This is a genomic window from Enterobacter cloacae complex sp. P29RS (assembly GCF_014893445.1).
In the GTDB taxonomy this organism is placed as follows: Bacteria; Pseudomonadota; Gammaproteobacteria; order Enterobacterales; family Enterobacteriaceae; genus Enterobacter; species Enterobacter intestinihominis.
In genome coordinates this window covers 170,765-196,339 of the sequence record NZ_JADBPZ010000005.1, presented here as the reverse complement: position 1 = coordinate 196,339, position 25,575 = coordinate 170,765, and the positions used below count along the sequence as shown (strand labels likewise).

Genomic DNA, 25,575 nt, shown 5'->3' with positions numbered 1-25,575 from the left:
CCTAACCCCTAACCCCTCTCCCCAAGGGGCAAGGGGGATTTTATTCCCTCTCCCTTTGGGAGAGGGCCAGGGTGAGGGGTATTTTTTTTATTTTCATTCCTCCCACCTCTCCCGCTTTTTTTCTTCCTCTCTGCTGCGATAATTACCCTAATGGCTTTGCAGAGGAAAACGCTATGGATTACGAATTTTTGCGCGACATCACCGGCGTGGTGAAAGTGCGAATGTCGATGGGGCACGAAGCCGTTGGACACTGGTTTAACGAAGAGGTGAAAGAGAACCTCGCGCTGCTGGATGAAGTCGAACAGGCAGCGGAAACGGTGAAAGGCAGTGAACGCTCCTGGCAACGCGCCGGACACGAATACACCCTGTGGATGGATGGCGAAGAGGTGATGGTGCGTGCCAACCAGCTTGAGTTCTCGGGTGATGAGATGGAAGAGGGGATGAGCTACTACGACGAAGAAAGCCTGTCGCTGTGCGGTCTGGAAGATCACCCCGTCAGCCTTCTCGGTGTACTGAGAGAGCTGGTCGAAGTTCAGATAGCGATAGGTATCCACCGCCGTCTTATCTACCTGAGCCACAAAGGTCTGGTACTCTTCCGGCGTTGGCAGTTTGCCAATCAGCGCCGCAACCGCTGCCAGCTCCGCAGAAGCCAGGTAGACGTTCGCCCCGGTACCCAAACGGTTCGGGAAGTTACGGGTGGAGGTGGAAACCACTGTCGCACCGTCGGCCACGCGCGCCTGGTTGCCCATGCACAGGGAGCAGCCCGGAATTTCAATACGCGCCCCGCTCTTACCGAACACGCTGTAGTAGCCCTCTTCGGTCAGCTGCGCCGCATCCATACGGGTTGGCGGCGCCACCCACAGACGGGTCGGCAGCTGGCCTTTGTGAGTATCCAGCAGCTTACCGGCAGCACGGAAGTGGCCGATGTTGGTCATACAGGAGCCGATGAACACTTCGTCGATCTTATCGCCCTGTACGTCAGAGAGCAGACGCGCATCGTCCGGATCGTTTGGCGCACACAGGATTGGCTCTTTGATATCCGCCAGATCGATGTCGATCACCGCCGCGTACTCTGCGTCAGCGTCAGCTTCCAGCAGCTGCGGATCCGCCAGCCATTTTTCCATGCCCTGAATACGACGCTCCAGCGTACGGCGGTCGCCGTAGCCTTCCGCAATCATCCACTTGAGCAGCACGATGTTGGAGGTCAGATACTCAATAATCGGCTCTTTGTTCAGCTTGATGGTACAGCCCGCCGCAGAACGCTCGGCAGAGGCATCGGTCAGCTCGAACGCCTGCTCAACTTTCAGATCCGGCAGACCTTCAATTTCCAGAATGCGGCCAGAGAAGATGTTTTTCTTGCCCTTCTTCTCAACGGTCAGCAGACCCTGTTTGATGGCATACAGCGGGATTGCGTGCACCAGATCGCGCAGAGTGATGCCCGGCTGCATTTTGCCTTTGAAGCGCACCAGCACGGATTCAGGCATGTCGAGAGGCATCACGCCGGTCGCTGCGGCAAACGCCACCAGACCGGAGCCCGCAGGGAAGGAGATACCAATCGGGAAACGGGTATGGGAGTCACCGCCGGTACCCACGGTATCCGGCAGCAGCATGCGGTTAAGCCAGGAGTGGATAACGCCGTCGCCCGGACGCAGGGAGACACCGCCACGGTTCATAATGAAGTCAGGCAGCGTGTGGTGCGTAGTGACGTCAACCGGCTTCGGATATGCCGCAGTGTGGCAGAAGGACTGCATGACCAGGTCAGATGAGAAGCCCAGGCACGCCAGGTCTTTCAGTTCATCACGGGTCATTGGACCGGTGGTGTCCTGAGAGCCCACGGAGGTCATTTTCGGCTCGCAGTACGCGCCAGGACGGATACCAGCGACGCCGCAGGCGCGACCGACCATTTTCTGTGCCAGTGAGAAGCCGCGATTGCTTTCCGCCACGTCTTTCGCCTGACGGAACACGTCACTGTGCGGCAGACCCAGCGCTTCACGCGCTTTGGTGGTCAGGCCACGGCCAATGATCAGCGGAATACGGCCACCGGCACGCACTTCGTCGATCAGCACGTCGGTTTTCAGCTCGAAGCTTGCCAACAGTTCGTTGGTTTCGTGGTTGCGCACTTCGCCTTTATACGGGTAAACGTCAATCACGTCGCCCATGTTCAGGTTGCTCACGTCCACTTCAATTGGCAGAGCGCCCGCATCTTCCATGGTGTTGAAGAAGATTGGCGCAATTTTGCCGCCGAGGCACAGGCCGCCGCCGCGCTTGTTCGGCACGTGCGGAATGTCGTCGCCCATGAACCACAGCACGGAGTTGGTGGCGGATTTACGGGAAGAACCGGTACCAACCACATCACCGACGTAGGCCAGCGGGAAACCTTTCTCCTGAAGCGCTTCGATCTGTTTAATCGGGCCAACGCTACCCGGCTGATCCGGCTCGATGCCTTCACGGGCGTTTTTCAGCATCGCCAGGGCGTGCAGGGGGATATCAGGACGAGACCACGCGTCCGGAGCCGGAGAGAGGTCATCGGTGTTGGTTTCACCGGTAACCTTAAAGACGGTCACGGTAATTTTTTCAGCAAGCGCAGGGCGGTTCAGGAACCATTCGGCATCGGCCCAGGACTGCATAACCTGCTTCGCGTAAACGTTGCCTGCTTTGGCTTTTTCTTCTACATCGTAGAAGTTATCGAACATCAGCAGCGTTGAAGAGAGCGCTTTGGCAGCAATCGGTGCCAGCTTTTCGTTGTCCAGCGCGTCAATCAGCGGATGAATGTTATAGCCGCCCTGCATGGTGCCGAGCAGTTCAATGGCTTTTTCAGGAGTAACCAGTGGGGAGGTGGCTTCGCCTTTGGCGATAGCAGCAAGGAATCCGGCTTTTACGTAGGCAGCTTCATCTACGCCAGGCGGTACGCGGTTGATCAGCAGATCTAACAGGAATTCTTCTTCGCCCTCAGGCGGGTTCTTCAGCAGCTCGACGAGCGCGGCCATTTGGGTTGCATCTAAAGGTTTGGGTACAATTCCCTCGGCGGCACGTTCTGCTACGTGCTTACGGTATTCTTCTAGCACGACGGTTCTCCTCGCTCTCATTGTCATATGCGGCGGGCGTTCTCTTCACGCTCCTGTGAGACAGCAGTTTGTAGGGTAAATGCCCGATACCGCGTCGGGCAGCATAGCAGGATTTCTGCACAGTGTTAATCTGTTTACAAAAAAGCAACATTAAATTATTTGCTGAATCGTTAAGCATGGTGTAGCGGGGAGACGAGGCGAATCTTATCCTCTTTCCCGTCGCCTTTTCAGCTATCCGATATAATTGTGTAATAAATACTCACACTCTTTATCCGGACGCTCCGGTTGGTTTCCCAACAATAGTCAAAACTGTAAAACACGAGTGAATGATACTCGCGGCAACAGCAACGCCTCACGGCACTGCACTCGTCTCGTTGGAGTCAATCTATGAAGTTGCCTTTTAAGCCACATCTTCTTGTTCTGCTTTGCAGTGCGGGGCTGTTTGCCGCCTCGGGTGTCATGTACGTTAAAAGTCGCGCAACGGAACCTGCTACGCCTGCTCCGGTTACACAACAACCTGGCGCACCGGTAGCCCAGCCTGCGCCCGTCGCTGCCCCGGTCTACACTGCGGCGCAAATCGACCAATGGGTTGCCCCTGTCGCGCTTTACCCGGATGCCCTGCTGTCGCAAATCTTGATGGCGTCGACCTACCCGTCAAATGTTATTCAGGCCGCGCAGTGGTCGAAAGACAATCCTAAAATGCAGGGTGATGCCGCCCTGCAGGCGGTAGCCACCCAGCCGTGGGATCCCAGCGTAAAATCCCTGGTTGCGTTTCCTCAGCTGATGTCGTTGATGGGCGAAAATCCGCCATGGGTACAAAATCTGGGAGACGCCTTCCTTGCACAGCCGAAAGATGTGATGGATTCCGTACAGCGGCTGCGCCTGCTGGCCCAACAAACGGGTGCGCTGCAATCCACACCGCAGCAGACGGTCACCACCGTCACGAAACCTGCATCGACAAAAACCACGACAACCGCAACGCCTACCAGCCCAACGGTGATCAAAATTGAATCCGCCGATCCACAGGTGGTTTACGTCCCTACGTATAACCCGAATACGGTTTATGGTACCTGGCCTAACACCGCTTACCCGCCGGTCTATCTTCCGCCCTCACCCGGCGAGCAATTCACGGACAGTCTGGTTAAAGGATTAGGTTTTAGCCTCGGGGTCGCTACAACCTACGCCATTTTCAGCAATATTGACTGGGATGATGACGACTGGGATCACCATCATCACGATGATGACTGGGACAATCACGGCGGTTATAACCGCAACGGTGATAACAACATCAATATCAACGTGGATAATTTCAACAGAATCAGCGGGCAGCACCTGAACGGTAATAACCACACCTGGCAGCACAATCCTGCCTATCGTGAAGGCGTGCCTTACCCGAATAACCAGCTGGCTAACCGCTTCCACTCTACACATACAGCCACCGGGCTAAGCGCGACGCAGCAAAAACCAGTCAATCGCGACAGCCAGCGCCAGGCCGCTCTCAGCCAGATGGAACAATCAACGGGTAAAACCCTCCCACACTCAGTACATACAGCCACGCGGGATGCTCAACGTCTGGCCTCAACGCAACAGTTGAAGCAGATCTCGCAGCGAAATAACTATCGTGGATATGACACCAGGCCGCAGGCCGTAAAACGGACGAGCACGCCGCAGCGTGTACATCATCAGACTGACATGCACAGACAGGAGAAGCGGGTTTCACAGACGGTACAGCAGCCAGCCAGGCTGCATCGGGCCAATGCCCTGAGCGGCAACGACAGCCGCTCCGCGAACTGGCAAGCCCAGCAGCAGCGCGGGGCGCAAAGCCGGCAGCTCGCTACTCGTCAACATCAGCCGCGCCAGCTCACTGGCGAACGCGCTGAACGCCATGAATTCCGTCATCGTTAAGGGAGCCGACATGAAACGTCAATTACTCAGTGGAATGGTGTTGTTCATGGTCTCGGCGACCGTCATGGCACAGCAATCGTTCAGTTCGCCAGAACAGGCGACCAGTGCGCTGGCAAGCGCCATCAGCGAGCAAAATGAAAGTGCGATGAACAATTTGCTCGGTGAAAACTGGCGCGATTTTCTGCCGCCCGAAGGCGTTGATCCTGATGCGGTCGATCGCTTCCTGCGCGACTGGAACGTTCATCATAAAACCGTCATCAGTGGCAACTTGGCGCACCTGGTGGTGGGCGATAACGGCTGGCAGCTACCGATCCCGGTGGTCAAAACGGCATCTGGCTGGCAGTTTGATATGCAGGAAGCCGCAGAAGAGATCCTGACCCGCGAAATCGGGCGCAACGAACTCGCAGCCATCGAAGCGCTTCACGCCTATGTTGATGCCCAGCAGAGCTATTTTGCGATGAACCAAAAGTACGCGCAGAAGATAGTCAGTTCTGAAGGTAAAAAGGATGGACTGTACTGGCCCGTCGCTCCCGGTGAAACGCCCAGCCCACTGGGTCCGGCGTTCAGTCCTCCACAGTCGGGGGCGGGTTACCATGGTTACCGATTCCGCATCCTGCCGGATGAGAAAGGATTTGCAATGATCGCCTGGCCGGTGAACTACGGTCAGACGGGGGTAATGAGCTTTGTAATTAACCAGGATGACGCGGTTTATCAGGCAGATCTCGGCAACGATTCGGCGCAGAAAGCGCAGGCTCTTAGTGAATACCAGCCGGATAAGACCTGGCAGCCTGTCACACCCTGAACGCAGCGCATAAAAAAAGCGGCCTGAGGCCGCTTTTTTCATCTGAAGAAACTTATTTCTTCTTCGCTTTCGCGTTTGGCAGGTCAGTAATGCTACCTTCAAACACTTCTGCCGCCAGGCCCACGGACTCATGCAGAGTCGGGTGTGCGTGGATGGTCAGCGCGATGTCTTCTGCGTCGCAGCCCATTTCGATAGCCAGACCGATTTCACCCAGCAGCTCGCCGCCATTGGTACCGACAATCGCACCACCGATGACGCGGTGAGTCTCTTTGTCGAAGATCAGTTTGGTCATACCGTCTGCGCAGTCGGACGCGATAGCACGGCCAGAAGCAGCCCACGGGAAGGTGGCAGTTTCGTAGCTGATGCCTTTCTCTTTCGCTTCTTTCTCAGTCAGACCAACCCATGCAACTTCTGGCTCGGTATACGCGATAGATGGGATCACTTTCGGATCGAAGTAATGCTTCATGCCGGCGATAACTTCAGCGGCAACATGACCTTCGTGAACACCTTTGTGCGCCAGCATTGGCTGACCGACGATATCGCCGATAGCAAAGATGTGCGGCACGTTGGTACGCAGCTGTTTGTCAACGCGGATGAAGCCACGGTCGTCCACTTCCACGCCAGCTTTGCCCGCGTCGAGATTTTTACCGTTCGGCACACGGCCGATAGCCACCAGCACGGCGTCGTAACGCTGTGGTTCGGATGGGGCTTTTTTGCCTTCCATGGAAACGTAAATACCGTCTTCTTTCGCTTCAACGGCAGTCACTTTGGTTTCCAGCATCAGGTTGAATTTCTTGCTGATGCGTTTGGTGAAGACTTTAACGATATCTTTGTCGGCTGCCGGGATAACCTGGTCGAACATTTCAACCACGTCGATCTCTGAACCCAGCGCATGGTACACAGTACCCATTTCCAGACCGATGATACCGCCGCCCATAACCAGCAGACGCTTAGGAACGGTTTTCAGCTCCAGCGCATCGGTGGAATCCCACACGCGTGGATCTTCATGTGGAATGAATGGCAGTTCGATTGGGCGAGAGCCTGCCGCGATGATCGCGTTGTCGAAGTTGATCACGGTTTTGCCGTTTTCGCCTTCCACTTCCAGGGTGTTCGCACCGGTGAATTTACCCAGACCGTTTACCACTTTCACTTTACGGCCTTTGGCCATACCCGCCAGACCGCCGGTCAGCTGAGTGATAACTTTCTCTTTCCAGGTACGAATTTTGTCGATATCGGTTTTCGGCTCGCCGAAGACGATACCGTGTTCAGCCAGCGCTTTGGCTTCTTCGATTACTTTCGCTACGTGCAGCAGCGCTTTAGAAGGGATACAGCCGACGTTCAGACAAACACCGCCGAGGGTGCTGTAACGTTCTACGATGACGGTTTCCAGACCTAAATCCGCGGCGCGAAATGCTGCGGAGTAACCTGCCGGGCCTGCCCCAAGTACTACGACCTGAGTTTTGATTTCTGTGCTCATCATGACCTCTTAATGTATACCCGTCGTCCACCGGGTCGTTCTATCCGCCCGTATTTTACAAAATTGTTAACAATTTTGAAACAACAAACGGCTCACGAATTATCGCTTTCACCAATAACCTCAAAAACCCCATGAGATTATCAGAAAAAAGCCGGCCGACTGGCCGGCTTTTCGATTACATCACCAGGCGGCGAATGTCGCTCAGGGTGTTGTTGATGATGGTGATGAAACGCGCACCATCAGCCCCGTCGATTACGCGGTGGTCGAAGGACAGAGAGATTGGCATCATCAGACGCGGCACGAACTCTTTGCCATTCCACACCGGCTCCATCGCGGACTTGGACACACCGAGGATAGCCACTTCCGGCGCGTTTACAATCGGCGCGAAGTGGGTGGTACCCAGGCCGCCGATGCTGGAGATAGTGAAGCAGCCGCCCTGCATTTCGCCGGCAGTTAGCTTACCATCACGCGCTTTTTTGGAGATGGTGGTCAGTTCACGGGACAGCTCGGTAATGCTCTTCTTGTTCACGTCTTTGAAGACCGGAACCACCAGACCATTTGGCGTATCAACCGCAACACCGATGTTGATGTATTTCTTCAGCGTCAGCTTCTGGCCGTCTTCGGACAGGGAGCTGTTGAAGCGTGGCATCTGCTCCAGAGCAGCGGCAACGGCTTTCATGATGAAGACCACTGGGGTGAATTTCACGTCCAGCTTACGCTTCTCGGCTTCGGCGTTCTGCTGTTTACGGAACGCTTCCAGATCGGTGATATCGGTCTTATCGAAGTGCGTAACGTGCGGGATCATCACCCAGTTACGGCTCAGGTTAGCACCAGAGATTTTCTGGATACGGCCCAGCTCCACTTCTTCGATTTCACCGAACTTGCTGAAGTCCACTTTCGGCCATGGCAGCATGCCCGGGATACCGCCGCCAGCGGCTGCCGCAGGTGCAGCTTCGGCGCGTTTCACCGCGTCTTTCACGTAAGCCTGAACGTCTTCACGCAGGATACGACCTTTACGGCCGGTGCCCTTCACTTTCGCCAGGTTCACACCGAATTCGCGCGCCAGGCGACGAATCAGCGGAGTCGCGTGGACGTAAGCGTCGTTTTCAGCGAACTCAGATTTTTCTGCTTTAGCAGCAGCAGGTTTAGCAGCCTGAGCCGGTGCAGCAGCAGGTGCCGGAGCAGCCGCGGCAGCCGGAGCGGCGGCAGGCGCTGCGCCTTCCACTTCGAAGACCATGATCAGAGAGCCGGTAGACACTTTGTCGCCGGTGCTGATTTTGATCTCTTTAACGGTACCGGCGAACGGCGCAGGCACTTCCATAGAAGCTTTGTCGCCTTCAACGGTGATCAGTGACTGTTCAGCGGCAACTTTGTCGCCCACTTTCACCATCACTTCGGTCACTTCAACTTCGTCACCGCCGATATCCGGTACGTTAACGTCTTTCGCGCCGCCAGCAGCCGCTGGTGCAGCGGCCGGAGCCGGAGCAGCAGCCTGAGCAGGCGCAGCGGCAGGTGCTGCACCCGCCACTTCGAAGACCATGATCAGCGAGCCGGTAGACACTTTGTCGCCGGTGTTGATCTTGATCTCTTTAACGGTACCGGCGAACGGTGCTGGCACTTCCATAGAGGCTTTGTCGCCTTCTACGGTGATCAGTGACTGCTCAGCCGCAACGGTGTCGCCCACTTTCACCAGGATTTCGGTAACTTCAACTTCGTCACCGCCGATGTCAGGCACATTTACTTCTTTCGCTGCCGCGGCCGCTGCTGGAGCAGCAGCAGGAGCGGCTTCTTTCTTCTCTTCCTGCGCAGGTGCAGCAGCTGCTGCACCGTCGGCGGAATCGAAAATCATGATCAGTTTGCCAGTCTCGGTTTTATCGCCAACAGAGACTTTGATCTCTTTAACGATGCCAGCCTGAGGAGACGGGACTTCCATAGAGGCTTTGTCGCCTTCTACGGTGATCAGCGACTGTTCAGCTTCAACTTTGTCGCCTACTTTGACCAGGATCTCGGTGATTTCAACTTCATCAGCCCCGATGTCCGGTACATTGATTTCGATAGCCATTATTCTTTTACCTCTTACGCCAGACGCGGGTTAACTTTATCTGCATCGATGTTGAATTTGGTGATTGCGTCCGCAACCACTTTCTTATCGATTTCGCCACGTTTAGCCAGTTCGCCCAGTGCTGCTACTACCACGTAGGAAGCATCAACTTCGAAGTGGTGACGCAGGTTTTCGCGGCTGTCAGAACGACCGAAGCCGTCAGTACCCAGTACGCGATAATCATCAGCTGGAACGTAAGTACGAACCTGCTCAGCGAACAGTTTCATATAGTCAGTAGACGCCACCGCTGGCGCGTCGTTCATCACCTGAGCGATGTACGGAACGCGTGGGGTTTCCATTGGGTGCAGCATGTTCCAGCGCTCACAATCCTGGCCATCACGCGCCAGTTCAGTGAAGGAGGTCACAGAGTACACATCGGAACCCACACCGTAGTCTTTCGCCAGGATCTGCGCTGCTTCACGAACGTGACGCAGGATAGAACCGGAGCCCAGCAGCTGAACTTTACCTTTGCTACCTTCGATGGTTTCGAGTTTGTAGATACCTTTACGGATACCTTCCTCGGCACCTGCTGGCATTGCCGGCATGTGGTAGTTTTCGTTCAGGGTGGTGATGTAGTAGTAAACGTTCTCTTGCGCTTCACCGTACATGCGCTGCAGACCGTCATGCATGATGACTGCCACTTCATACGCGTAAGACGGGTCGTAAGAGATACAGTTAGGGATAGTCAGAGACTGAATGTGGCTGTGACCATCTTCGTGCTGCAGACCTTCACCGTTCAGGGTCGTACGACCAGAAGTACCACCGATCAGGAAGCCGCGAGCCTGCTGGTCGCCTGCCTGCCAGCACAGATCACCGATACGCTGGAACCCGAACATGGAGTAGTAGATGTAGAACGGGATCATCGGCAGGTTGTTGGTGCTGTAAGAGGTCGCAGCAGCCAGCCAGGATGCGCCTGCGCCCAGCTCGTTGATACCTTCCTGCAGGATCTGACCTTTCTCGTCTTCTTTGTAGTATGCAACCTGCTCACGGTCCTGCGGGGTGTACTGCTGGCCGTTCGGGCTGTAGATACCGATCTGACGGAACAGACCTTCCATACCGAAAGTACGCGCTTCGTCGGCGATGATTGGAACCAGACGATCTTTGATTGACTTGTTCTTCAGCATCACGTTCAGGGCACGAACGAAAGCGATAGTGGTAGAGATCTCTTTGTTCTGCTCTTCCAGCAGCTGAGAGAAGTCTTCCAGGGCTGGCAGTTCCAGCTTCTCGGTGAAGTTAGGCTGACGAGCAGGCAGGTAGCCTTTCAGCGCCTGACGACGTTCGTGCAGGTACTTGTGCTCTTCAGACCCTTCCGGGAAGGTGATGTAAGACAGGTTTTCTACCTGCTCATCGGTCACTGGAACGTTGAAACGGTCGCGGATATAACGCACGCCGTCCATGTTCATTTTCTTAACCTGGTGAGCGATGTTTTTACCTTCTGCGGTATCACCCATGCCGTAACCTTTGATGGTGTGGGCCAGGATCACAGTCGCTTTACCTTTGGTTTCCTGCGCTTTTTTCAGTGCAGCGTAAACTTTCTTCGGATCGTGACCACCGCGGTTCAGCGCCCAGATCTGCTCGTCAGTCCAGTCTGCAACCAGGGCTGCGGTTTCAGGATATTTGCCGAAGAAGTGCTCACGAACGTAGGCACCGTCTTTGGATTTGAAGGTCTGGTAGTCGCCGTCAACGGTTTCGTTCATCAGCTGGATCAGTTTACCGCTGGTGTCTTTACGCAGCAGCTCATCCCAACGACCGCCCCACATGACTTTGATCACGTTCCAGCCTGCACCCGCGAAGATGCCTTCCAGTTCGTTAATGATCTTGCCGTTACCGGTTACCGGACCATCCAGACGTTGCAGGTTACAGTTGATGATGAAGCACAGGTTGTCCAGCTTCTCACGGGTCGCGATGGTGATCGCGCCTTTAGATTCTGGCTCATCCATTTCACCGTCGCCCAGGAAGGCGTAAACGGTCTGCTCAGAGGTGTCTTTCAGACCACGGTGTTCCAGGTACTTCAGGAATTTAGCCTGATAGATTGCACCAATTGGACCCAGACCCATAGATACGGTCGGGAACTGCCAGAACTCAGGCATCAGTTTAGGGTGCGGATAAGAAGACAGACCCTTACCGTGAACTTCCTGACGGAAGTTGTTCATCTGCTCTTCAGTCAGACGACCTTCCAGGAAAGCACGTGCATAGATGCCCGGAGAGATGTGGCCCTGGAAGTACACCAGATCGCCGCCGTCTTTCTCGTTGGCTGCACGGAAGAAGTGGTTGAAGCACACTTCGTAAACGGTCGCAGAGGACTGGAAGGACGCCATGTGGCCACCCAGTTCCAGATCTTTCTTGGATGCGCGCAGAACGGTCATGATAGCGTTCCAGCGGATAGCAGAACGGATACGGCGTTCCAGATCCAGATTGCCCGGGTATTCCGGTTCGTCTTCGACGGCAATCGTGTTTACGTAGTTGCTAGCCCCTGCACCTGAAGCCACTTTCACGCCGCCTTTGCGCGCTTCTGAAAGCAGCTGATCAATCAGATACTGAGCACGCTCAACACCTTCTTCACGGATGACCGATTCGATCGCCTGTAGCCAGTCGCGAGTTTCGATCGGATCCACGTCATTTTGGAGACGTTCTGACATGGGGGTATTCCTTATCTATCTAATACGTTGATTTGTCTGGAACCTGTCCCATTGTGCTCTCGGTTAAGAACACAATAAGACAGGTTCTGCGTTTAGTTGCCGCGCTCTAAAAGTACCTGGCGCTTAATCCTTTCGTTGCTGTATGCGGCGCAATGAACGCTCGCGACGCGATTGTTCACGGCTGCGGTCCAGCAAGATTTCCTCAATGAAAGCCAGATGGCGGTGCGACGCTTCACGCGCCTGCTCCGGTTCCCCGGCCATTATCGCCTCGAATACTCGGGTGCGATGGTTGCTTACCAGCGGGAGCATCTCCCGACGGGCATACAACAATTCAAAATTCTGACGAACGTTCTGGGCCAGCATGGGCTCCATGCAGCGTAGCAGATGGAGGAGCACCACGTTGTGCGCTGCTTCGGTGACGGCAATTTGATACTGGACAACGGCGCTGGATTCGGCGTCTAAGTCGCCGGACTGCTGTGCCCGTTCAATGGCCTGATGCAGCTCGCGAATACGTACGCGGTCTTCATCAGTGCTGCGAAGGGCGGCGTAATAGGCCGCGATACCTTCCAGCGCGTGACGGGTCTCAAGCAGATCAAACTGGGATTCTGGGTGGTCAGAGAGAAGTTCTACCAGCGGGTCGCTGAAGCTCTGCCACAGGCTGTTTTGCACAAAGGTTCCGCCACCCTGACGACGGAGCAACAGGCCCTTTGCTTCGAGACGTTGAATCGCCTCACGCAGAGAGGGGCGTGAAACGTCGAACTGTTTTGCCAGCTCGCGTTCTGGCGGGAGTTTCTCGCCCGGGCGCAGTGTCCCTTCGAGAATCAAAAACTCCAGCTGCTGCTCAATCACATCGGAAAGTTTTGGTTGGCGAATTTTGCTGTAGGCCATATTCCCTGTCTTACGCCTTTTTGCCCGGAGTCAATTGGTCTTACCAATTTCATGTTCGTATCGCTAAAGTAACAAAGTATTCACCTTCTGTCCATATTGGTTTTGATTGAAATCAGGAAACCCGGCACATTTTAACAACCTTACAGAACTAACGTTTCAGGAATGTAACTTTGCACAAATGAAATGGTTACTCCCAAAGGGGCAGTTTTAACCATATTTAAACGAGGGATTTTGCAATCTGAAGCGATTCAACAAGGCAAAATATGAAAATTCGTCCACTTATGACGCATTTCTATTCTATAGGTTGGGGTATGAGGGTTTAACGTACCGATTTACAATTGGTTTCTTTTTATTCAAGTCGTCATCATCCCTTCATAAAGCAGGTGCATTCGCTGGCACTTACCACTATTCTGGCGCTAACGGAAGCCATCTCCGCTTTTTTCGGTATCGTTAACCGTAAAGAAATAAATACAGAATATGGACTTTCATAATTACACACGCACAGCGTGAACATAACAACCACACACGAGGTTTCAAATGGAAGCTCAACAGCATGGCGATCAGCTAAAGCGCGGCCTTAAAAACCGCCATATTCAGCTCATCGCCCTGGGCGGTGCTATTGGTACTGGCCTGTTTCTGGGCAGTGCGTCCGTTATCCAGTCGGCCGGTCCGGGCATTATTCTGGGTTACGCGATTGCAGGTTTCATTGCGTTTTTGATTATGCGCCAGTTAGGGGAAATGGTCGTTGAGGAGCCGGTTGCAGGCTCTTTTAGCCACTTTGCCTATAAATACTGGGGCAGCTTTGCGGGCTTCGCCTCTGGATGGAACTACTGGGTTCTTTACGTGCTGGTTGCTATGGCGGAACTCACCGCCGTCGGTAAATACATTCAATTCTGGTACCCGGAGATCCCCACCTGGGCGTCTGCGGCAGTCTTCTTCGTGCTGATCAACGCCATTAACCTGACCAACGTGAAAGTGTTTGGAGAAATGGAGTTCTGGTTCGCCATTATCAAAGTAATTGCCGTTGTAGCGATGATCATTTTTGGCGGCTGGCTGCTCTTCAGCGGCAACGGTGGCCCGCAGGCAACCGTGCGCAACCTCTGGGAACAGGGCGGGTTCCTGCCGCACGGCATGACCGGCCTGGTAATGATGATGGCGATCATTATGTTCTCCTTCGGCGGTCTGGAGCTGGTGGGCATCACCGCCGCGGAAGCCGACAACCCGGAGCAGAGCATCCCGAAAGCCACAAATCAGGTTATCTACCGTATTCTGATCTTCTACGTGGGCTCCCTGGCGGTCCTGCTCTCCCTGCTGCCATGGACACGCGTCACGGCGGATACCAGCCCGTTTGTGCTGATCTTCCACGAGCTGGGCGACACCTTCGTGGCGAACGCGCTTAACGTCGTAGTGCTGACCGCCGCGCTCTCTGTTTATAACAGCTGCGTTTACTGCAACAGCCGTATGCTGTTCGGCCTGGCGCAACAGGGCAACGCACCGAAAGCGCTGCTTACCGTTGATAAACGTGGCGTACCGGTTAACACCATTATCGTGTCGGCGGTCGTGACGGCGCTTTGCGTTCTGATTAACTACCTGGCACCGGAATCGGCCTTCGGCCTGCTGATGGCGTTGGTGGTTTCCGCGCTGGTGATCAACTGGGCGATGATTAGCCTCGCGCACATCAAGTTCCGCCGCGCCAAGCAGCAGCAGGGCGTAACCACGCGCTTCCCTGCCCTGCTCTATCCGCTGGGGAACTGGGTTTGCCTGCTGTTCATGGCGGCCGTGCTGGTCATCATGCTCATCACGCCAGGCATGGCGATTTCCGTCTACCTCATCCCGGTGTGGATTGCGATCCTCGGCGTGGGCTATATGGTGAAACAGAAAAATGCCAAAACGGTGAAAGCGCACTAAGTGTTTTCTCGCTGTACCCGCGGTTGCGGGTACAGCGTCTTGTTACCTTCCTCACAAATTCACGCCAACAGCAAAATCCTCCATATCACCGCCCTTATATTGCAACGCATATATCCGTTTGCCAGCGAATAATTCTCTCCATACCGAAACCCGGAGATCTGTCGATGGATAACAACAAACTGTCAGTAAAAGAAAAGATCGGCTATGGCATGGGTGACGCCGGATGCAACATTATCTTTGGCGCCATCATGTTATTTGTTAACTATTTTTATACGGATATTTTTGGTCTGGCGCCTGCGCTGGTTGGGGTACTGCTGCTGTCCGTTCGCGTGATTGACGCCGTAACGGACCCAATCATGGGCGCGATTGCCGACCGTACCCGCAGCAAATATGGCCGATTTCGTCCATGGCTACTGTGGATTGCCTTCCCCTATGCGCTGTTCAGCATCCTGATGTTCACCACCCCAGAGTGGAGCTATAACAGCAAAGTTATCTATGCATTTGTCACCTACTTCCTGCTGTCGCTGACCTATACCGCCATCAACATTCCGTACTGCTCGCTCGGTGGCGTGATCACCAACGACCCAAAAGAGCGCGTAGCCTGCCAGTCCTATCGTTTTGTTATGGTCGGTATCGCCACGCTGCTGCTGTCGCTTACGCTCCTGCCAATGGCTGACTGGTTCGGTGGGGATAACAAAGCCAAAGGCTACCAGATGGCGATGACCGTGCTGGCGCTGATTGGTACTTGCATGTTCCTGTTCTGCTTCGCCACGGTGCGCGAGCGCGTTCGCCCGGCGGTACAAACCCATGACGAACTGAAAAACGACCTGAAGGATGTGTGGAAGAATGACCAGTGGGTGCGCATCCTGCTTCTGACGCTCTGCAACGTCTGCCCGGGCTTTATCCGCATGGCGGCCACCATGTATTACGTCACCTGGGTAATGGGGCAAAGCACCCATTTCGCCACGCTGTTTATCAGCCTGGGCGTTGTCGGCATGATGTTCGGCAGTATGCTGGCGAAAGTGCTGACCGACCGCTGGTGCAAGCTGAAGGTCTTCTTCTGGACCAACATCGCGCTGGCGATTTTCTCCTGCGCCTTCTACTTCTTCGACCCGAAAGCGACGACAACCATTGTTGTGCTTTACGTCCTGCTGAATATCCTGCACCAGATCCCATCCCCTCTGCACTGGTCACTGATGGCCGACGTGGACGACTACGGTGAATGGAAAACCGGGAAACGTATCACCGGGATAAGCTTCTCCGGCAACATCTTCTTCCTGAAGCTGGGTCTGGCGATTGCCGGGGCGATGGTTGGCTTCCTGCTCTCCTGGTACGGTTATGACGCGGGCGCAAAAGCGCAGAGCGCGGATGCCATCAACGGCATTGTGCTGCTCTTTACCGTCATTCCTGGCATTGGATATTTAATTACCGCGGGCGTTGTACGTCTGCTGAAAGTGGACCGTGAGACCATGAAGCAAATCCAGTCCGATCTGGAGAAGCGTCGCACCAACTATCGTGAACTGAGCGACTATCAGGAATTTAAAGCCGCTGAGACTAAATAAGGAAAGCCGAATGCAAACCTGGCCAAACCCGTTTATTGAACAACGCGCCGACCCGTATATCCTGCGTCACGAAGGACAATATTACTTTATCGCCTCCGTGCCGGAGTATGACCGGCTGGCGATCCGCCGCGCGGACTCGCTGGAAGATTTAGGCAATGCCGAAGAGGTAGTTGTCTGGCGCAAGCCCGACACCGGCCCGATGAGCCAGCTGATCTGGGCACCGGAACTGCATCATATCGACGGCAAGTGGTACATCTACTTTGCCGCCACACATACCCAGGCGCTCGACGAACTCGGGATGTTCCAGCATCGCATGTTCGCCATTGAATGCGCAGATCGCGATCCGCTCACCGGTACGTGGGTGGAAAAAGGGCAAATCAAAACCCCGTTTGACACCTTCGCGCTGGATGCCACTACCTTTGTGCATCAGGGCAAACGCTGGTATCTGTGGGCGCAAAAAGCCCCGGACATTTCCGGTAACTCCAATCTTTACCTGTGTGAAATGGAAAATCCGTGGACGCTGAAAGGCGAGCCGGTGATGCTCAGTAAACCGGAATATGACTGGGAGTGCCGCGGATTCTGGGTCAACGAAGGCCCGGCGGTGCTGTTCCATGGCGATAAGCTATTTATCAGCTATTCCGCCAGCGCCACCGACGAGAATTACTGCATGGGATTACTGTGGATAGACGTAGATGCCGATCCGCAAAACCCGGCTAACTGGCATAAATCCCCGCGCCCGGTGTTCGTCACCAGCTACGAAAACCGTCAGTATGGACCAGGCCATAACAGCTTTACGCAGACGCCGGAAGGCGACGATGTGCTGGTCTACCACGCGCGAAACTACACTGAAATTGAAGGCGATCCGCTTTACGATCCGAATCGCCACACTCGCCTGAAGCTCGTCCGCTGGGACGACAACGGGATGCCTGATTTCGGCATCCCGCCTGCGGATACGCTGTAACGGCTTCGGCGCGCTGGGTCAGACCAGCGTGCCGTAAATCGTCAGCAACGCCACAATCACCACCACCACAAACGACGTTTTTTTCGCCATCGAGACGGCAGCTTTAGGCGTTTCGACTTTATTCGTGTGCGGCTCGCGAGCCAGCGAGAATTGAGCCAGTCGGGTTAAGACCTGATACTGCGCGGTATGGCGGTCTGCAAGGGAGGCAAACCACGCTGGCAACGCCTTTTCACCGTGACCGATGAGGGCATAGACCACGCCGACCAGTCGCACCGGAAGCCAGTCGAGCACGTGCAGAATGGCATCAATGCCGGACTGGAGACGTTCATGCGGCGTAAGGTAGCGGGCAAGCCAGGTCTGCCAGGCGCGCAGAAAAGCATAGCCCATCAGCAGTACCGGTCCCCATGGACCGCCCACCACAAACCAGAACAGCGGCGCCAGGTAGTAACGGAAGTTAATCCACAGCAGCGCGTTTTGTAGCTCGCGCAGAAATTCGCGTTCATCGCAGTCCGGCGGTACGCCGTGGATCATCGTCAGCTCGCTCGCCATCGCGCCGCGCGCGTGGACATCATCCCGGGAAGCAGCTTTCAGATACGCGTGATAGTGCAAACGCACCTTGCCCGCGCCAATACACAACACGCCCAGCAGTATCCATACCACCAGCAGCGGCACGTTGAAAAAGAGGCCGTAAAGTGAGCGTAGCAACAGGAACGTAATCACCATCACACCTGCCGTCATAAGCAGCGTGCGTAGCATGGAAAAATGCCTGATCCGGCGGAATAACACTTCCAGCCGATGATCCAGATGCCAGTGCTCGCCGAGCTTAAACAGGCGTTCGGCGATCATAACCAGCAGCATGGTAAACAACGTCATGTTATCTCCTTATCTGACGACGTGGTAAGCATGGCGTGAAACCGGGACCAGTCAAACGCCGGGCCGGGGTCGGTTTTTCTTTCGGGGGCGATGTCGCTGTGCCCCGTAATATTGTCTGCAATGGCGGGATAAAGCCCCACTAAAGTTTGCGTCACAGCAACCAGTTTCTGATATTGCGCATCGGTGTAAGGCGTGGTGTCCGTTCCTTCCAGTTCAATTCCAATGGAGAAATCATTGCACCGCTCGCGCCCCTGATACATCGACACGCCGGCATGCCAGGCTCGCTTATCAAAAGGAACATACTGAACCACTTCGCCATCACGGCGGATCAGGCAGTGCGCCGATACGCGCAAATGCGCAATCTCAGCAAAGTAAGGATGAGCATCGGGATCTATCGTTCCTGTGAATAACGCGTCGATCCACGGACCGCCAAACTCACCTGGCGGGAGACTTATGTTGTGAACCACCAGCAGTGTGGGCTTTTCATCCTCCGGGCGGCAATCGTGGTGCGGCGACGGTACATGTCGCGCGTCCACCAGCCATCCGTTTTCTAACAACATGCTGGAACTCCTTATCTATGGTGCTGTTACTCGGTTCAGAGTAGCATGTTTCAATATTATGATTCGTTACCAATTTGGAGTTTTATCATGCCGCCTCGCCGCTATAACCCCGACCACCGACGTGACGCGCTTCTGGAACGTATTAATAGTGATATCCCGGCAAGCGTTGCCCATGCCCTGAGAGAAGACCTCGGCGGTGACGTCAGCGCCGATAACGATATTACCGCCCAATTGTTGCCAAAAGAGACACGGTCGCACGCGGTAGTCATCACCCGCGAAGCGGGGGTTTTCTGCGGCAAACGCTGGGTTGAGGAGGTCTTTACCCAGCTGGCGGGCGACGAGGTGCAGATAACATGGCACGTTGAGGACGGTGATGCGGTCACGGCAAATCAGCCACTGTTCGAGCTGGACGGCCCGTCCCGCGTCTTGCTGACCGGTGAACGCACCGCGCTCAATTTTGTGCAAACGCTCTCTGGCGTTGCCAGTGAAGTACGCCGCTACGTTGACCTGCTGGCAGGCACCCGCACGCAGCTGCTGGATACCCGTAAAACCCTGCCGGGCCTGCGCACCGCGCTGAAATACGCCGTGCTCTGCGGTGGCGGCGCCAACCATCGTCTGGGGCTATCCGATGCCTTCCTGATCAAAGAGAACCACATTATTGCCTCTGGCTCGGTACGTCAGGCCGTGGAAAAAGCCTTCTGGCTGCATCCGGATGTGCCGGTCGAAGTGGAAGTGGAAACGCTGGATGAGCTGGACGAGGCCATTAAAGCGGGGGCTGACATCATCATGCTCGATAACTTCGACACGGAGCAGATGCGTGAAGCGGTCAAACGCACAAACGGCCAGGCGCAACTTGAGGTGTCCGGCAACGTGACGTTCGACACCCTCCGCGAATTTGCTGAAACCGGCGTCGATTATATCTCCGTTGGCGCCCTGACCAAGCACGTACGTGCCCTGGACCTCTCGATGCGCTTCAAATAACTGATCTTCCCCTCTCCGCCCGGAGAGGGGAAATACGAAACCGCTCGCAATTACGCTGTCCTTCTCTGCAACACTGAATCATTTCCCTGAAAGTCCTTTCACGTTCGCGCTTTTGCCCCTCGTTTCTGCGCGCCGGTACTGCCACAGTAGCGCCACTTAACGTAAGGAGCAGATATGAACAGACAACAAGGATTTACCCTGATTGAGCTAATGGTGGTCATTGGCATTATTGCCATCCTGAGCGCGATTGGCATCCCGGCCTATCAGAACTACCTGCGAAAAGCAGCGCTCACCGATATGCTGCAAACGTTCATTCCCTACCGCACCGCTATTGAGCTTTGCGCCCTGGATCGTGGTGGTGTGGATCGCTGCGACGCAGGAACCAATGGCATCCCCTCCCCGACTACCACGCGTTACGTTTCAGCGATGAGCGTGGCGAAGGGGGTCGTATCGTTAACAGGGCAGGAAAGCCTTAACGGACTTGAAGTGCTCATGACACCGATCTGGAGCGACGGTAACGGTATGACGGGCTGGACGCGTGCCTGCAACATTGCGTCCGACACGGCGCTCAGACAAGCCTGTGAAGATGTTTTCCGCTTCGACAACAACTGACAGGAGTGGACAATGAACACCGAACAGCTTATGACGCTCTGTCAGCGCCATCACGCACTGCTACTCGCAAGCGACACCGAGATGATCAGCATTGCGGTGGTGGGTAATCCTGCCTCTGAGCTGATGGAAGCGTTACGCTTCGCCACGCAGAAACGTATTGATATTGAGTGCTGGACGGCCGAACGGATGGAAAAACGGCTTCAGTCCCTCTCATCATCACACCTGCCGGGAATAGTGCCAAACTCAGCCGCTGACGTGCTCAGTACAACGTTGCAGCAGGCAGTGAACCAGCGGGCTTCTGACATCCATATTGAACCGACTGAGCACGGCTACCAGATCCGTTTGCGAATCGACGGTGTTCTCTACCCGCAACCGCCGGTTTCCGCCGCCCTCGGTACGACGCTTGCCGCACGCCTGAAGGTGCTGGGCCAACTGGATATTGCGGAGCGCCGCCTGCCGCAGGACGGTCAGTTTACGGTGGAGCTGGCAAGCGTCCCCGTCTCTTTTCGTATCGCAACCCTTCCCTGTAGCGGTGGAGAAAAAATCGTGCTTCGTCTGCTTCACCAGGTACAGCAGGCACTGGAGCTTGAACTGCTGGGGATGAGTGCAGACCAGCAGGCCCGTTTTGCCGGGGCGCTTAACAGCCCTCAGGGGTTGATTCTGGTCACCGGCCCGACCGGTAGCGGGAAAACGGTGACGCTGTACAGTGCGTTACAGGCGCGAAATACCCCTGACGTTAATATTTGCAGCGTGGAAGATCCCGTTGAAATCCCGCTTGCAGGCTTAAACCAGACGCAGATTAATCCGCGCGCGGGGCTGACCTTCCAGAGCGTGCTGCGTGCCCTGCTCAGGCAGGATCCTGACATCATTATGGTGGGTGAAATTCGTGACGGCGAAACGGCAGAAATTGCCATTAAGGCGGCGCAAACCGGGCATCTGGTGCTGTCCACCCTTCATACTAATTCGACGACTGAAACGCTGGTACGGTTGCAACAGATGGGCGTCGCGCGCTGGATGATCTCTTCGGCGCTCTCGATGGTGATTGCCCAGCGGCTGGTGCGTCGTTTATGCCCGTACTGCCGACAGGAAGCCAGCCGCCACACCGAATTACCTCGCACGCTGTGGCCCCGGCCGCTTCCTCGCTGGCAACCCACCGGTTGCGAGCGCTGCTACCACGGTTTTTATGGTCGCGTAGCCATTTTTGAAGTGCTCGTCATCGACGACACGCTGCGGCAGGCCATCGCCAGCGGAGCAAGCACGGAGGTGATTGGGTCAAGCGCTCGTCAGGCGGGAATGACATCTTTGTTTGAGCACGGCTGCATGGCCGTGGAGCAAGGGCTGACCACGCTCGAAGAGCTGTTGCGCGTCCTGGGAATGCCCGATGGCTGCTAATTCGCTCTGGCGCTGGCGTGCCCTGACCACCGAGGGGGAGGTGCAAACCGGCACCCTCTGGGCCATCGACCGTAACGCAGCTTACACGGCTCTGGTGCTTAAACAGCTGCACCCGCTGGCGCTAAAACGCTGCCAGCAGCGACACCGATGGCAGGTGCAACACTGCTACGATATTTTTCGCCAGCTCGCCACGCTGCTACAGGCCGGACTTACGCTGTCCCAAAGCCTGCACATGCTGGCGGAACAGCATCCTTTGAAGCACTGGCAGGCGCTGCTGCACAGTCTTGCTGATGACCTGAGCGAAGGTTGCGCCCTGTCAGAGGCCATGAAGAAATGGCCAGAGGTGTTTAGCCCCCTTTATGTCTCGATGGTGAAGACGGGTGAGCTGACGGGTAAGCTCGAAGCCTGCTGCCGTCAGCTTGCGCTGCAGCAAAAATCCCAGCAGCAGCTCAGTGCAAAGGTGAAGAAAGCGCTGCGCTATCCGCTGATCATCCTGACGCTGGCCGTTTTCGTGGTGCTGGCGATGGTCACGCTGGTGTTGCCTGAGTTTGCTGCAATCTACAAAACGTTCAACACCCCGCTCCCTTTGCTCACGCAGGCAGTCATGGGGCTGGCGGCCCTGGTTCAGGCGCATATCCTCACTCTTTTGGCCCTGCTCGTGGCAATGGTTGTCATCGCCTGTAAGCTGCGGCGGCATCCGCGCTGGCAGTATGTCTTATTACACGTACCGGTGATGGGCACGCTGATGCGTGGGCAAAAACTGGGGCAAATTTTTACCGTGCTGTCATTAACCCAGCAGGCCGGGATTGCCTTTTTACAAGGACTGGAGAGTGTGGAGGAAACCGTTGAGAGTGGCTACTGGCAGGAGAAACTCCGTGAGATACGCAGCGATATCGAACAGGGGATGCCCGTGTGGTCCTCCTTCCAGAAGTCCTCTGTTTTTACACCACTGTGTATTCAGCTCATTCGCACTGGAGAAGTGTCGGGTTCACTGGATGTGATGCTGATGAATCTGGCCCGCCATCATACGGAACAGACATTCCAGCAGGCAGACAATCTGGCGGCGCTTCTTGAGCCTTTGCTACTGGTCGTGACAGGTCTGATTATTGGCACGCTGGTGGTGGCGATGTATCTGCCAATTTTCCATCTGGGGGATGCAATGAGCGCGGGGTAATGCTGGCGCACGGACGCGCGCCAGCCGTAGCCGTCAGAGGCTATTAAATACGCGGTTTTCCTGCTCCTGAACGCGGATAAACGTCGTGCGTTTCGTCAGCTCTTTCAGGCGGGAAGCCCCCACGTAGGTGCAGGCAGAACGCAGACCGCCGAGGATATCGCGCGCCGTGTTTTCGACCGGGCCACGCAGTGGCAGCTTAACGGTTTTGCCTTCCGCCGCACGGTATTTCGCGACACCACCCACGTGACGGGTCATCGCAGATTCAGAGCTCATTCCGTAGAACAGCATGAATTTCTCACCGTTCTCTTCCACCACGGTACCACCGCTCTCTTCGTGGCCGGCCAGCATGCCACCGAGCATCACGAAGTCCGCGCCGCCGCCGAAGGCTTTCGCCACATCGCCTGGCATGGTGCAGCCACCGTCGCTGATGATCTGGCCGCCCAGACCGTGCGCGGCGTCAGCGCATTCAATTACCGCAGACAGCTGCGGATAACCCACACCGGTTTTCACGCGCGTGGTGCAAACGGACCCCGGGCCAATGCCTACTTTCACAATGTCGGCCCCGGAGAGGATCAGCTCTTCACACATTTCACCGGTCACCACGTTGCCCGCGATGATGGTTTTGGTTGGCCAGGCTTCACGCGCCTTGCTGACGAACTGGACGAAATGCTCGGAATAACCATTTGCCACGTCAATGCAGACAAAATTCAGCGCCGGATTGGCGTTCAGGATCTGTTTGGTTTTCTCGAAATCTGCATCAGACGTACCGGTCGAGACCATCACATGCTTCACCACGTCAGCCGAGGCGGAGGCGACAAACGCATTCCACTCCTCAGGGCTGTAGTGTTTATGTACCGCAGTAAGGATGTCGAATTGCGCCAGCGCGGTCGCCATCTCGAAGGTCCCGACGGTGTCCATGTTGGCCGCGATAATCGGCACGCCAGACCACGTCTGACCGGAATGCTTAAAGGTGAATTGACGTTCGAGTTCAACGTCTGAGCGACTTTTCAGTGTAGAGCGTTTAGGGCGGATAAGAACGTCTTTGAAACCTAACTTCAGATCTTCTTCGATACGCATGTGCGGATTCCTGGGGTTAGAGGCAAATATATTAAAAGCACAACTCCAGTGACGCTATCATACGCACTAATACCTGCTCCGCAAGACTGCGAAATTCTCTTTTTTTACGCTACAATCCTATAAATTTACCTGGTAAAAAGCGGGTAAAGAGAGCTAAACATTGGCTGTTGTAAGTTTGAATTTTAAGCAACTGATTTTAAAACTGAATAATTCCCAGGATCTGATTTAATGGGGTATATCGTCGCATTAACCGGCGGCATCGGTAGTGGTAAAAGCACCGTTGCGCACGCGTTTGCTCGTCTCGGCATCACGATTATCGACGCCGATATCATTGCCCGTCAGGTGGTAGAACCCAATACACCCGCCTTAAACGCCATCGAAGCGCATTTTGGTCGCCGTGTGATACAGGCTGACAGCACCCTGAATCGTCGGCAGCTGCGTGAGTGCATATTTTCCGATCCGGCGGAAAAAGCCTGGCTTAATGCCCTGCTCCACCCCATTATCCACCATGAAACTCAGCGTCAGATTGCCGCAGCCAGTTCGCCCTATGTGTTGTGGGTGATCCCGTTACTGGTGGAAAATCAGCTACAGAATAAGGCGGACAGAACGCTGGTGATTGACGTTTCCCGCGAAACGCAAATCCAGAGAACCATGGCGCGTGACCATGTTTCACGCGAGCATGCTGAACAAATTCTTGCCGCACAGGCCACGCGCGAAGCGCGCCTCGCCGTTGCGGATGATGTTATTGATAATAACGGCGCACCAGATGCCATTGCATCGGATGTTGCTCGTCTGCACGCGCAGTATCTGACCTTCGCCGCGCAGGCCGTTGCACAGGAAAAACCATAATGTCGACTCATATCCTTTTTGAGCATCCGCTTAACGAAAAAATGCGTACCTGGCTACGCATAGAATTTCTTATTCAACAACTTTCACAACATCTGCCCGTCAACGATCATGCCACCGCGCTGCATTTTTTCCGCAACGTGGGCGATCTGCTGGATGTGATTGAACGCGGCGATGTCCGCACTGAGCTGTTGAAAGAGCTGGAGCGCCAGCAGCGTAAATTACAGGCCTGGGCCGAAGTACCGGGTGTAGATAAAAGTCGAATTGACGCTTTACGCCAGCAGCTAAAAAACAGCAGCGCGACGCTGATGGCCGCGCCGCGCGTTGGACAATTTTTACGCGAGGACCGTCTGATTGCGCTGGTGCGTCAGCGTCTGAGCATACCGGGCGGTTGCTGTAGCTTTGACCTTCCAACGCTGCATATGTGGCTGCACATGCCGCAGGAACAGCGCGATCGCCAGGTAAACAGCTGGATGGGCAGTCTGGAGCCGATGAATCAAACGTTATCCCTGATCCTCGATCTTGTGCGTAACTCTGCCCCGTTCCGCAAGCAGACCAGTCTCAACGGTTTTTATCAGGATAACGGCGACGACGCCGATCTTCTGCGTTTGAATCTCTCTCTTGGCGAGCAGCTTTACCCGCAAATTTCCGGACATAAAAGCCGTTTCGCGATCCGCTTTATGCCGCTGGACAGTGAGCATGGCACCGTGCCGGAACGCCTCGATTTTGAACTGGCCTGTTGTTAAGGAGTG

At 55.2% G+C, this 25,575-nt stretch carries 18 protein-coding genes and 2 pseudogenes; 12 read left to right on the top strand and 8 right to left on the bottom strand.

Translation table 11 applies throughout. The annotated features are described in order from the left end of the window. Positions 1-173 precede the first annotated feature (173 nt). Positions 174-488: pseudogene (gene yacL, locus IM282_RS05895) on the top strand (protein YacL); the annotation flags it as partial. On the opposite strand, the pseudogene acnB reads toward yacL, so the two are convergent. Continuing rightward, positions 474-3,065: pseudogene (acnB, locus tag IM282_RS05890) on the bottom strand (bifunctional aconitate hydratase 2/2-methylisocitrate dehydratase); the annotation flags it as partial. The pseudogenes yacL and acnB overlap by 15 nt on opposite strands. A gap of 387 nt (positions 3,066-3,452) precedes the next feature. Here acnB and IM282_RS05885 point away from each other — a divergent pair. Together IM282_RS05885 and IM282_RS05880 are read left to right on the top strand one after the other, a co-directional pair. Then, on the top strand, positions 3,453-4,970 hold the full coding sequence (locus tag IM282_RS05885; protein WP_192970224.1) for a DUF3300 domain-containing protein: 1,518 nt from the start codon (positions 3,453-3,455) through the stop codon (positions 4,968-4,970). Between the two features lie 10 nt (positions 4,971-4,980). Next, the gene (locus IM282_RS05880) at positions 4,981-5,772 is read left to right on the top strand and encodes a DUF2950 family protein (RefSeq protein ID WP_150312331.1); all 792 of its coding nucleotides are present in this window, start codon (positions 4,981-4,983) and stop codon (positions 5,770-5,772) included. 52 nt (positions 5,773-5,824) lie between these two features. Here IM282_RS05880 and lpdA read toward each other — a convergent pair whose 3' ends face one another. The 4 genes from lpdA to pdhR form a co-directional block, all read right to left on the bottom strand. Next, on the bottom strand, positions 5,825-7,249 hold the full coding sequence (gene lpdA / locus IM282_RS05875) for a dihydrolipoyl dehydrogenase (protein ID WP_003856313.1): 1,425 nt from the start codon (positions 7,247-7,249) through the stop codon (positions 5,825-5,827). A 175-nt stretch (positions 7,250-7,424) separates the two neighbouring features. Then, complete coding sequence (gene aceF / locus IM282_RS05870; RefSeq protein ID WP_192970223.1) at positions 7,425-9,311, bottom strand: pyruvate dehydrogenase complex dihydrolipoyllysine-residue acetyltransferase; 1,887 nt, start codon at positions 9,309-9,311, stop codon at positions 7,425-7,427. Between the two features lie 14 nt (positions 9,312-9,325). Further along, positions 9,326-11,989 (bottom strand): pyruvate dehydrogenase (acetyl-transferring), homodimeric type, encoded by a 2,664-nt coding sequence (gene aceE, locus IM282_RS05865; RefSeq protein WP_022647064.1) that lies wholly within the window; start codon positions 11,987-11,989, stop codon positions 9,326-9,328. Between the two features lie 123 nt (positions 11,990-12,112). Next, a complete protein-coding gene (pdhR, locus tag IM282_RS05860) occupies positions 12,113-12,877 on the bottom strand; it encodes a pyruvate dehydrogenase complex transcriptional repressor PdhR (RefSeq protein ID WP_006173806.1) in 765 nt (254 codons plus the stop codon). Between the two features lie 537 nt (positions 12,878-13,414). On the opposite strand from pdhR, the gene aroP reads away from it, so the two are divergent. From aroP to IM282_RS05845, 3 genes are all read left to right on the top strand, one after another. After that, positions 13,415-14,785, top strand: a complete 1,371-nt coding sequence (gene aroP / locus IM282_RS05855; RefSeq protein ID WP_023299335.1) for an aromatic amino acid transporter AroP — start codon at positions 13,415-13,417, stop codon at positions 14,783-14,785. A gap of 164 nt (positions 14,786-14,949) precedes the next feature. Then, positions 14,950-16,347 carry a glycoside-pentoside-hexuronide (GPH):cation symporter gene (locus tag IM282_RS05850; protein ID WP_022647062.1) on the top strand — a complete coding sequence of 466 codons (1,398 nt, stop codon included), beginning with the start codon at positions 14,950-14,952 and terminating at the stop codon, positions 16,345-16,347. 10 nt (positions 16,348-16,357) lie between these two features. Continuing rightward, positions 16,358-17,308: a family 43 glycosylhydrolase gene (locus IM282_RS05845; RefSeq protein WP_063148365.1), complete on the top strand. Its 951-nt coding sequence runs from the start codon at positions 16,358-16,360 to the stop codon at positions 17,306-17,308. A gap of 18 nt (positions 17,309-17,326) precedes the next feature. Here IM282_RS05845 and ampE read toward each other — a convergent pair whose 3' ends face one another. Further along, a complete protein-coding gene (ampE, locus tag IM282_RS05840; RefSeq protein WP_023299333.1) occupies positions 17,327-18,181 on the bottom strand; it encodes a beta-lactamase regulator AmpE in 855 nt (284 codons plus the stop codon). Next, positions 18,178-18,741: a 1,6-anhydro-N-acetylmuramyl-L-alanine amidase AmpD gene (gene ampD / locus IM282_RS05835; RefSeq protein WP_022647059.1), complete on the bottom strand. Its 564-nt coding sequence runs from the start codon at positions 18,739-18,741 to the stop codon at positions 18,178-18,180. The genes ampE and ampD overlap by 4 nt, the downstream gene beginning before the upstream one ends. Positions 18,742-18,828: 87 nt before the next feature. Between ampD and nadC the strand changes: the two genes are divergently transcribed. The 4 genes from nadC (at position 18,829) to hofC (ending at position 22,900) form a co-directional block, all read left to right on the top strand. After that, positions 18,829-19,722 (top strand): carboxylating nicotinate-nucleotide diphosphorylase, encoded by an 894-nt coding sequence (gene nadC, locus IM282_RS05830; RefSeq protein ID WP_157508437.1) that lies wholly within the window; start codon positions 18,829-18,831, stop codon positions 19,720-19,722. 174 nt (positions 19,723-19,896) lie between these two features. Next, positions 19,897-20,334, top strand: a complete 438-nt coding sequence (ppdD, locus tag IM282_RS05825; protein WP_023299332.1) for a prepilin peptidase-dependent pilin — start codon at positions 19,897-19,899, stop codon at positions 20,332-20,334. A gap of 12 nt (positions 20,335-20,346) precedes the next feature. After that, on the top strand, positions 20,347-21,726 hold the full coding sequence (gene gspE, locus IM282_RS05820) for a type II secretion system protein GspE (protein ID WP_022647056.1): 1,380 nt from the start codon (positions 20,347-20,349) through the stop codon (positions 21,724-21,726). Then, on the top strand, positions 21,716-22,900 hold the full coding sequence (gene hofC / locus IM282_RS05815; RefSeq protein ID WP_192970222.1) for a protein transport protein HofC: 1,185 nt from the start codon (positions 21,716-21,718) through the stop codon (positions 22,898-22,900). The genes gspE and hofC overlap by 11 nt, the downstream gene beginning before the upstream one ends. Positions 22,901-22,933: 33 nt before the next feature. Here the strand turns inward: hofC and IM282_RS05810 are convergent, their stop codons facing one another. After that, positions 22,934-23,977, bottom strand: coding sequence for a GMP reductase (locus tag IM282_RS05810; RefSeq protein WP_022647054.1), 1,044 nt, complete (start codon positions 23,975-23,977; stop codon positions 22,934-22,936). Between the two features lie 228 nt (positions 23,978-24,205). Between IM282_RS05810 and coaE the strand changes: the two genes are divergently transcribed. Further along, positions 24,206-24,826: a dephospho-CoA kinase gene (gene coaE / locus IM282_RS05805; RefSeq protein WP_192970221.1), complete on the top strand. Its 621-nt coding sequence runs from the start codon at positions 24,206-24,208 to the stop codon at positions 24,824-24,826. Next, a complete protein-coding gene (zapD, locus tag IM282_RS05800; protein ID WP_022647052.1) occupies positions 24,826-25,569 on the top strand; it encodes a cell division protein ZapD in 744 nt (247 codons plus the stop codon). Before coaE ends, zapD begins: the two co-directional genes overlap by 1 nt. The last annotated feature ends 6 nt before the right edge of the window (positions 25,570-25,575 follow it).

Bases quoted from the DNA above. Each gene is read 5' to 3' on its own strand.
- IM282_RS05885 (WP_192970224.1), top strand. From the start codon at position 3,453: ATGAAGTTGCCTTTTAAGCCACATCTTCTTGTTCTGCTTTGCAGTGCG.
- nadC (WP_157508437.1), top strand. From the start codon at position 18,829: ATGCCGCCTCGCCGCTATAACCCCGACCACCGACGTGACGCGCTTCTG.
- IM282_RS05850 (WP_022647062.1), top strand. From the start codon at position 14,950: ATGGATAACAACAAACTGTCAGTAAAAGAAAAGATCGGCTATGGCATG.
- gspE (WP_022647056.1), top strand. From the start codon at position 20,347: ATGAACACCGAACAGCTTATGACGCTCTGTCAGCGCCATCACGCACTG.
- pdhR (WP_006173806.1), bottom strand. From the start codon at position 12,877: ATGGCCTACAGCAAAATTCGCCAACCAAAACTTTCCGATGTGATTGAG.
- ampE (WP_023299333.1), bottom strand. From the start codon at position 18,181: ATGACGTTGTTTACCATGCTGCTGGTTATGATCGCCGAACGCCTGTTT.
- IM282_RS05845 (WP_063148365.1), top strand. From the start codon at position 16,358: ATGCAAACCTGGCCAAACCCGTTTATTGAACAACGCGCCGACCCGTAT.
- aceE (WP_022647064.1), bottom strand. From the start codon at position 11,989: ATGTCAGAACGTCTCCAAAATGACGTGGATCCGATCGAAACTCGCGAC.
- aroP (WP_023299335.1), top strand. From the start codon at position 13,415: ATGGAAGCTCAACAGCATGGCGATCAGCTAAAGCGCGGCCTTAAAAAC.
- IM282_RS05810 (WP_022647054.1), bottom strand. From the start codon at position 23,977: ATGCGTATCGAAGAAGATCTGAAGTTAGGTTTCAAAGACGTTCTTATC.
- IM282_RS05880 (WP_150312331.1), top strand. From the start codon at position 4,981: ATGAAACGTCAATTACTCAGTGGAATGGTGTTGTTCATGGTCTCGGCG.
- ppdD (WP_023299332.1), top strand. From the start codon at position 19,897: ATGAACAGACAACAAGGATTTACCCTGATTGAGCTAATGGTGGTCATT.
- hofC (WP_192970222.1), top strand. From the start codon at position 21,716: ATGGCTGCTAATTCGCTCTGGCGCTGGCGTGCCCTGACCACCGAGGGG.
- zapD (WP_022647052.1), top strand. From the start codon at position 24,826: ATGTCGACTCATATCCTTTTTGAGCATCCGCTTAACGAAAAAATGCGT.
- aceF (WP_192970223.1), bottom strand. From the start codon at position 9,311: ATGGCTATCGAAATCAATGTACCGGACATCGGGGCTGATGAAGTTGAA.
- ampD (WP_022647059.1), bottom strand. From the start codon at position 18,741: ATGTTGTTAGAAAACGGATGGCTGGTGGACGCGCGACATGTACCGTCG.
- coaE (WP_192970221.1), top strand. From the start codon at position 24,206: ATGGGGTATATCGTCGCATTAACCGGCGGCATCGGTAGTGGTAAAAGC.
- lpdA (WP_003856313.1), bottom strand. From the start codon at position 7,249: ATGAGCACAGAAATCAAAACTCAGGTCGTAGTACTTGGGGCAGGCCCG.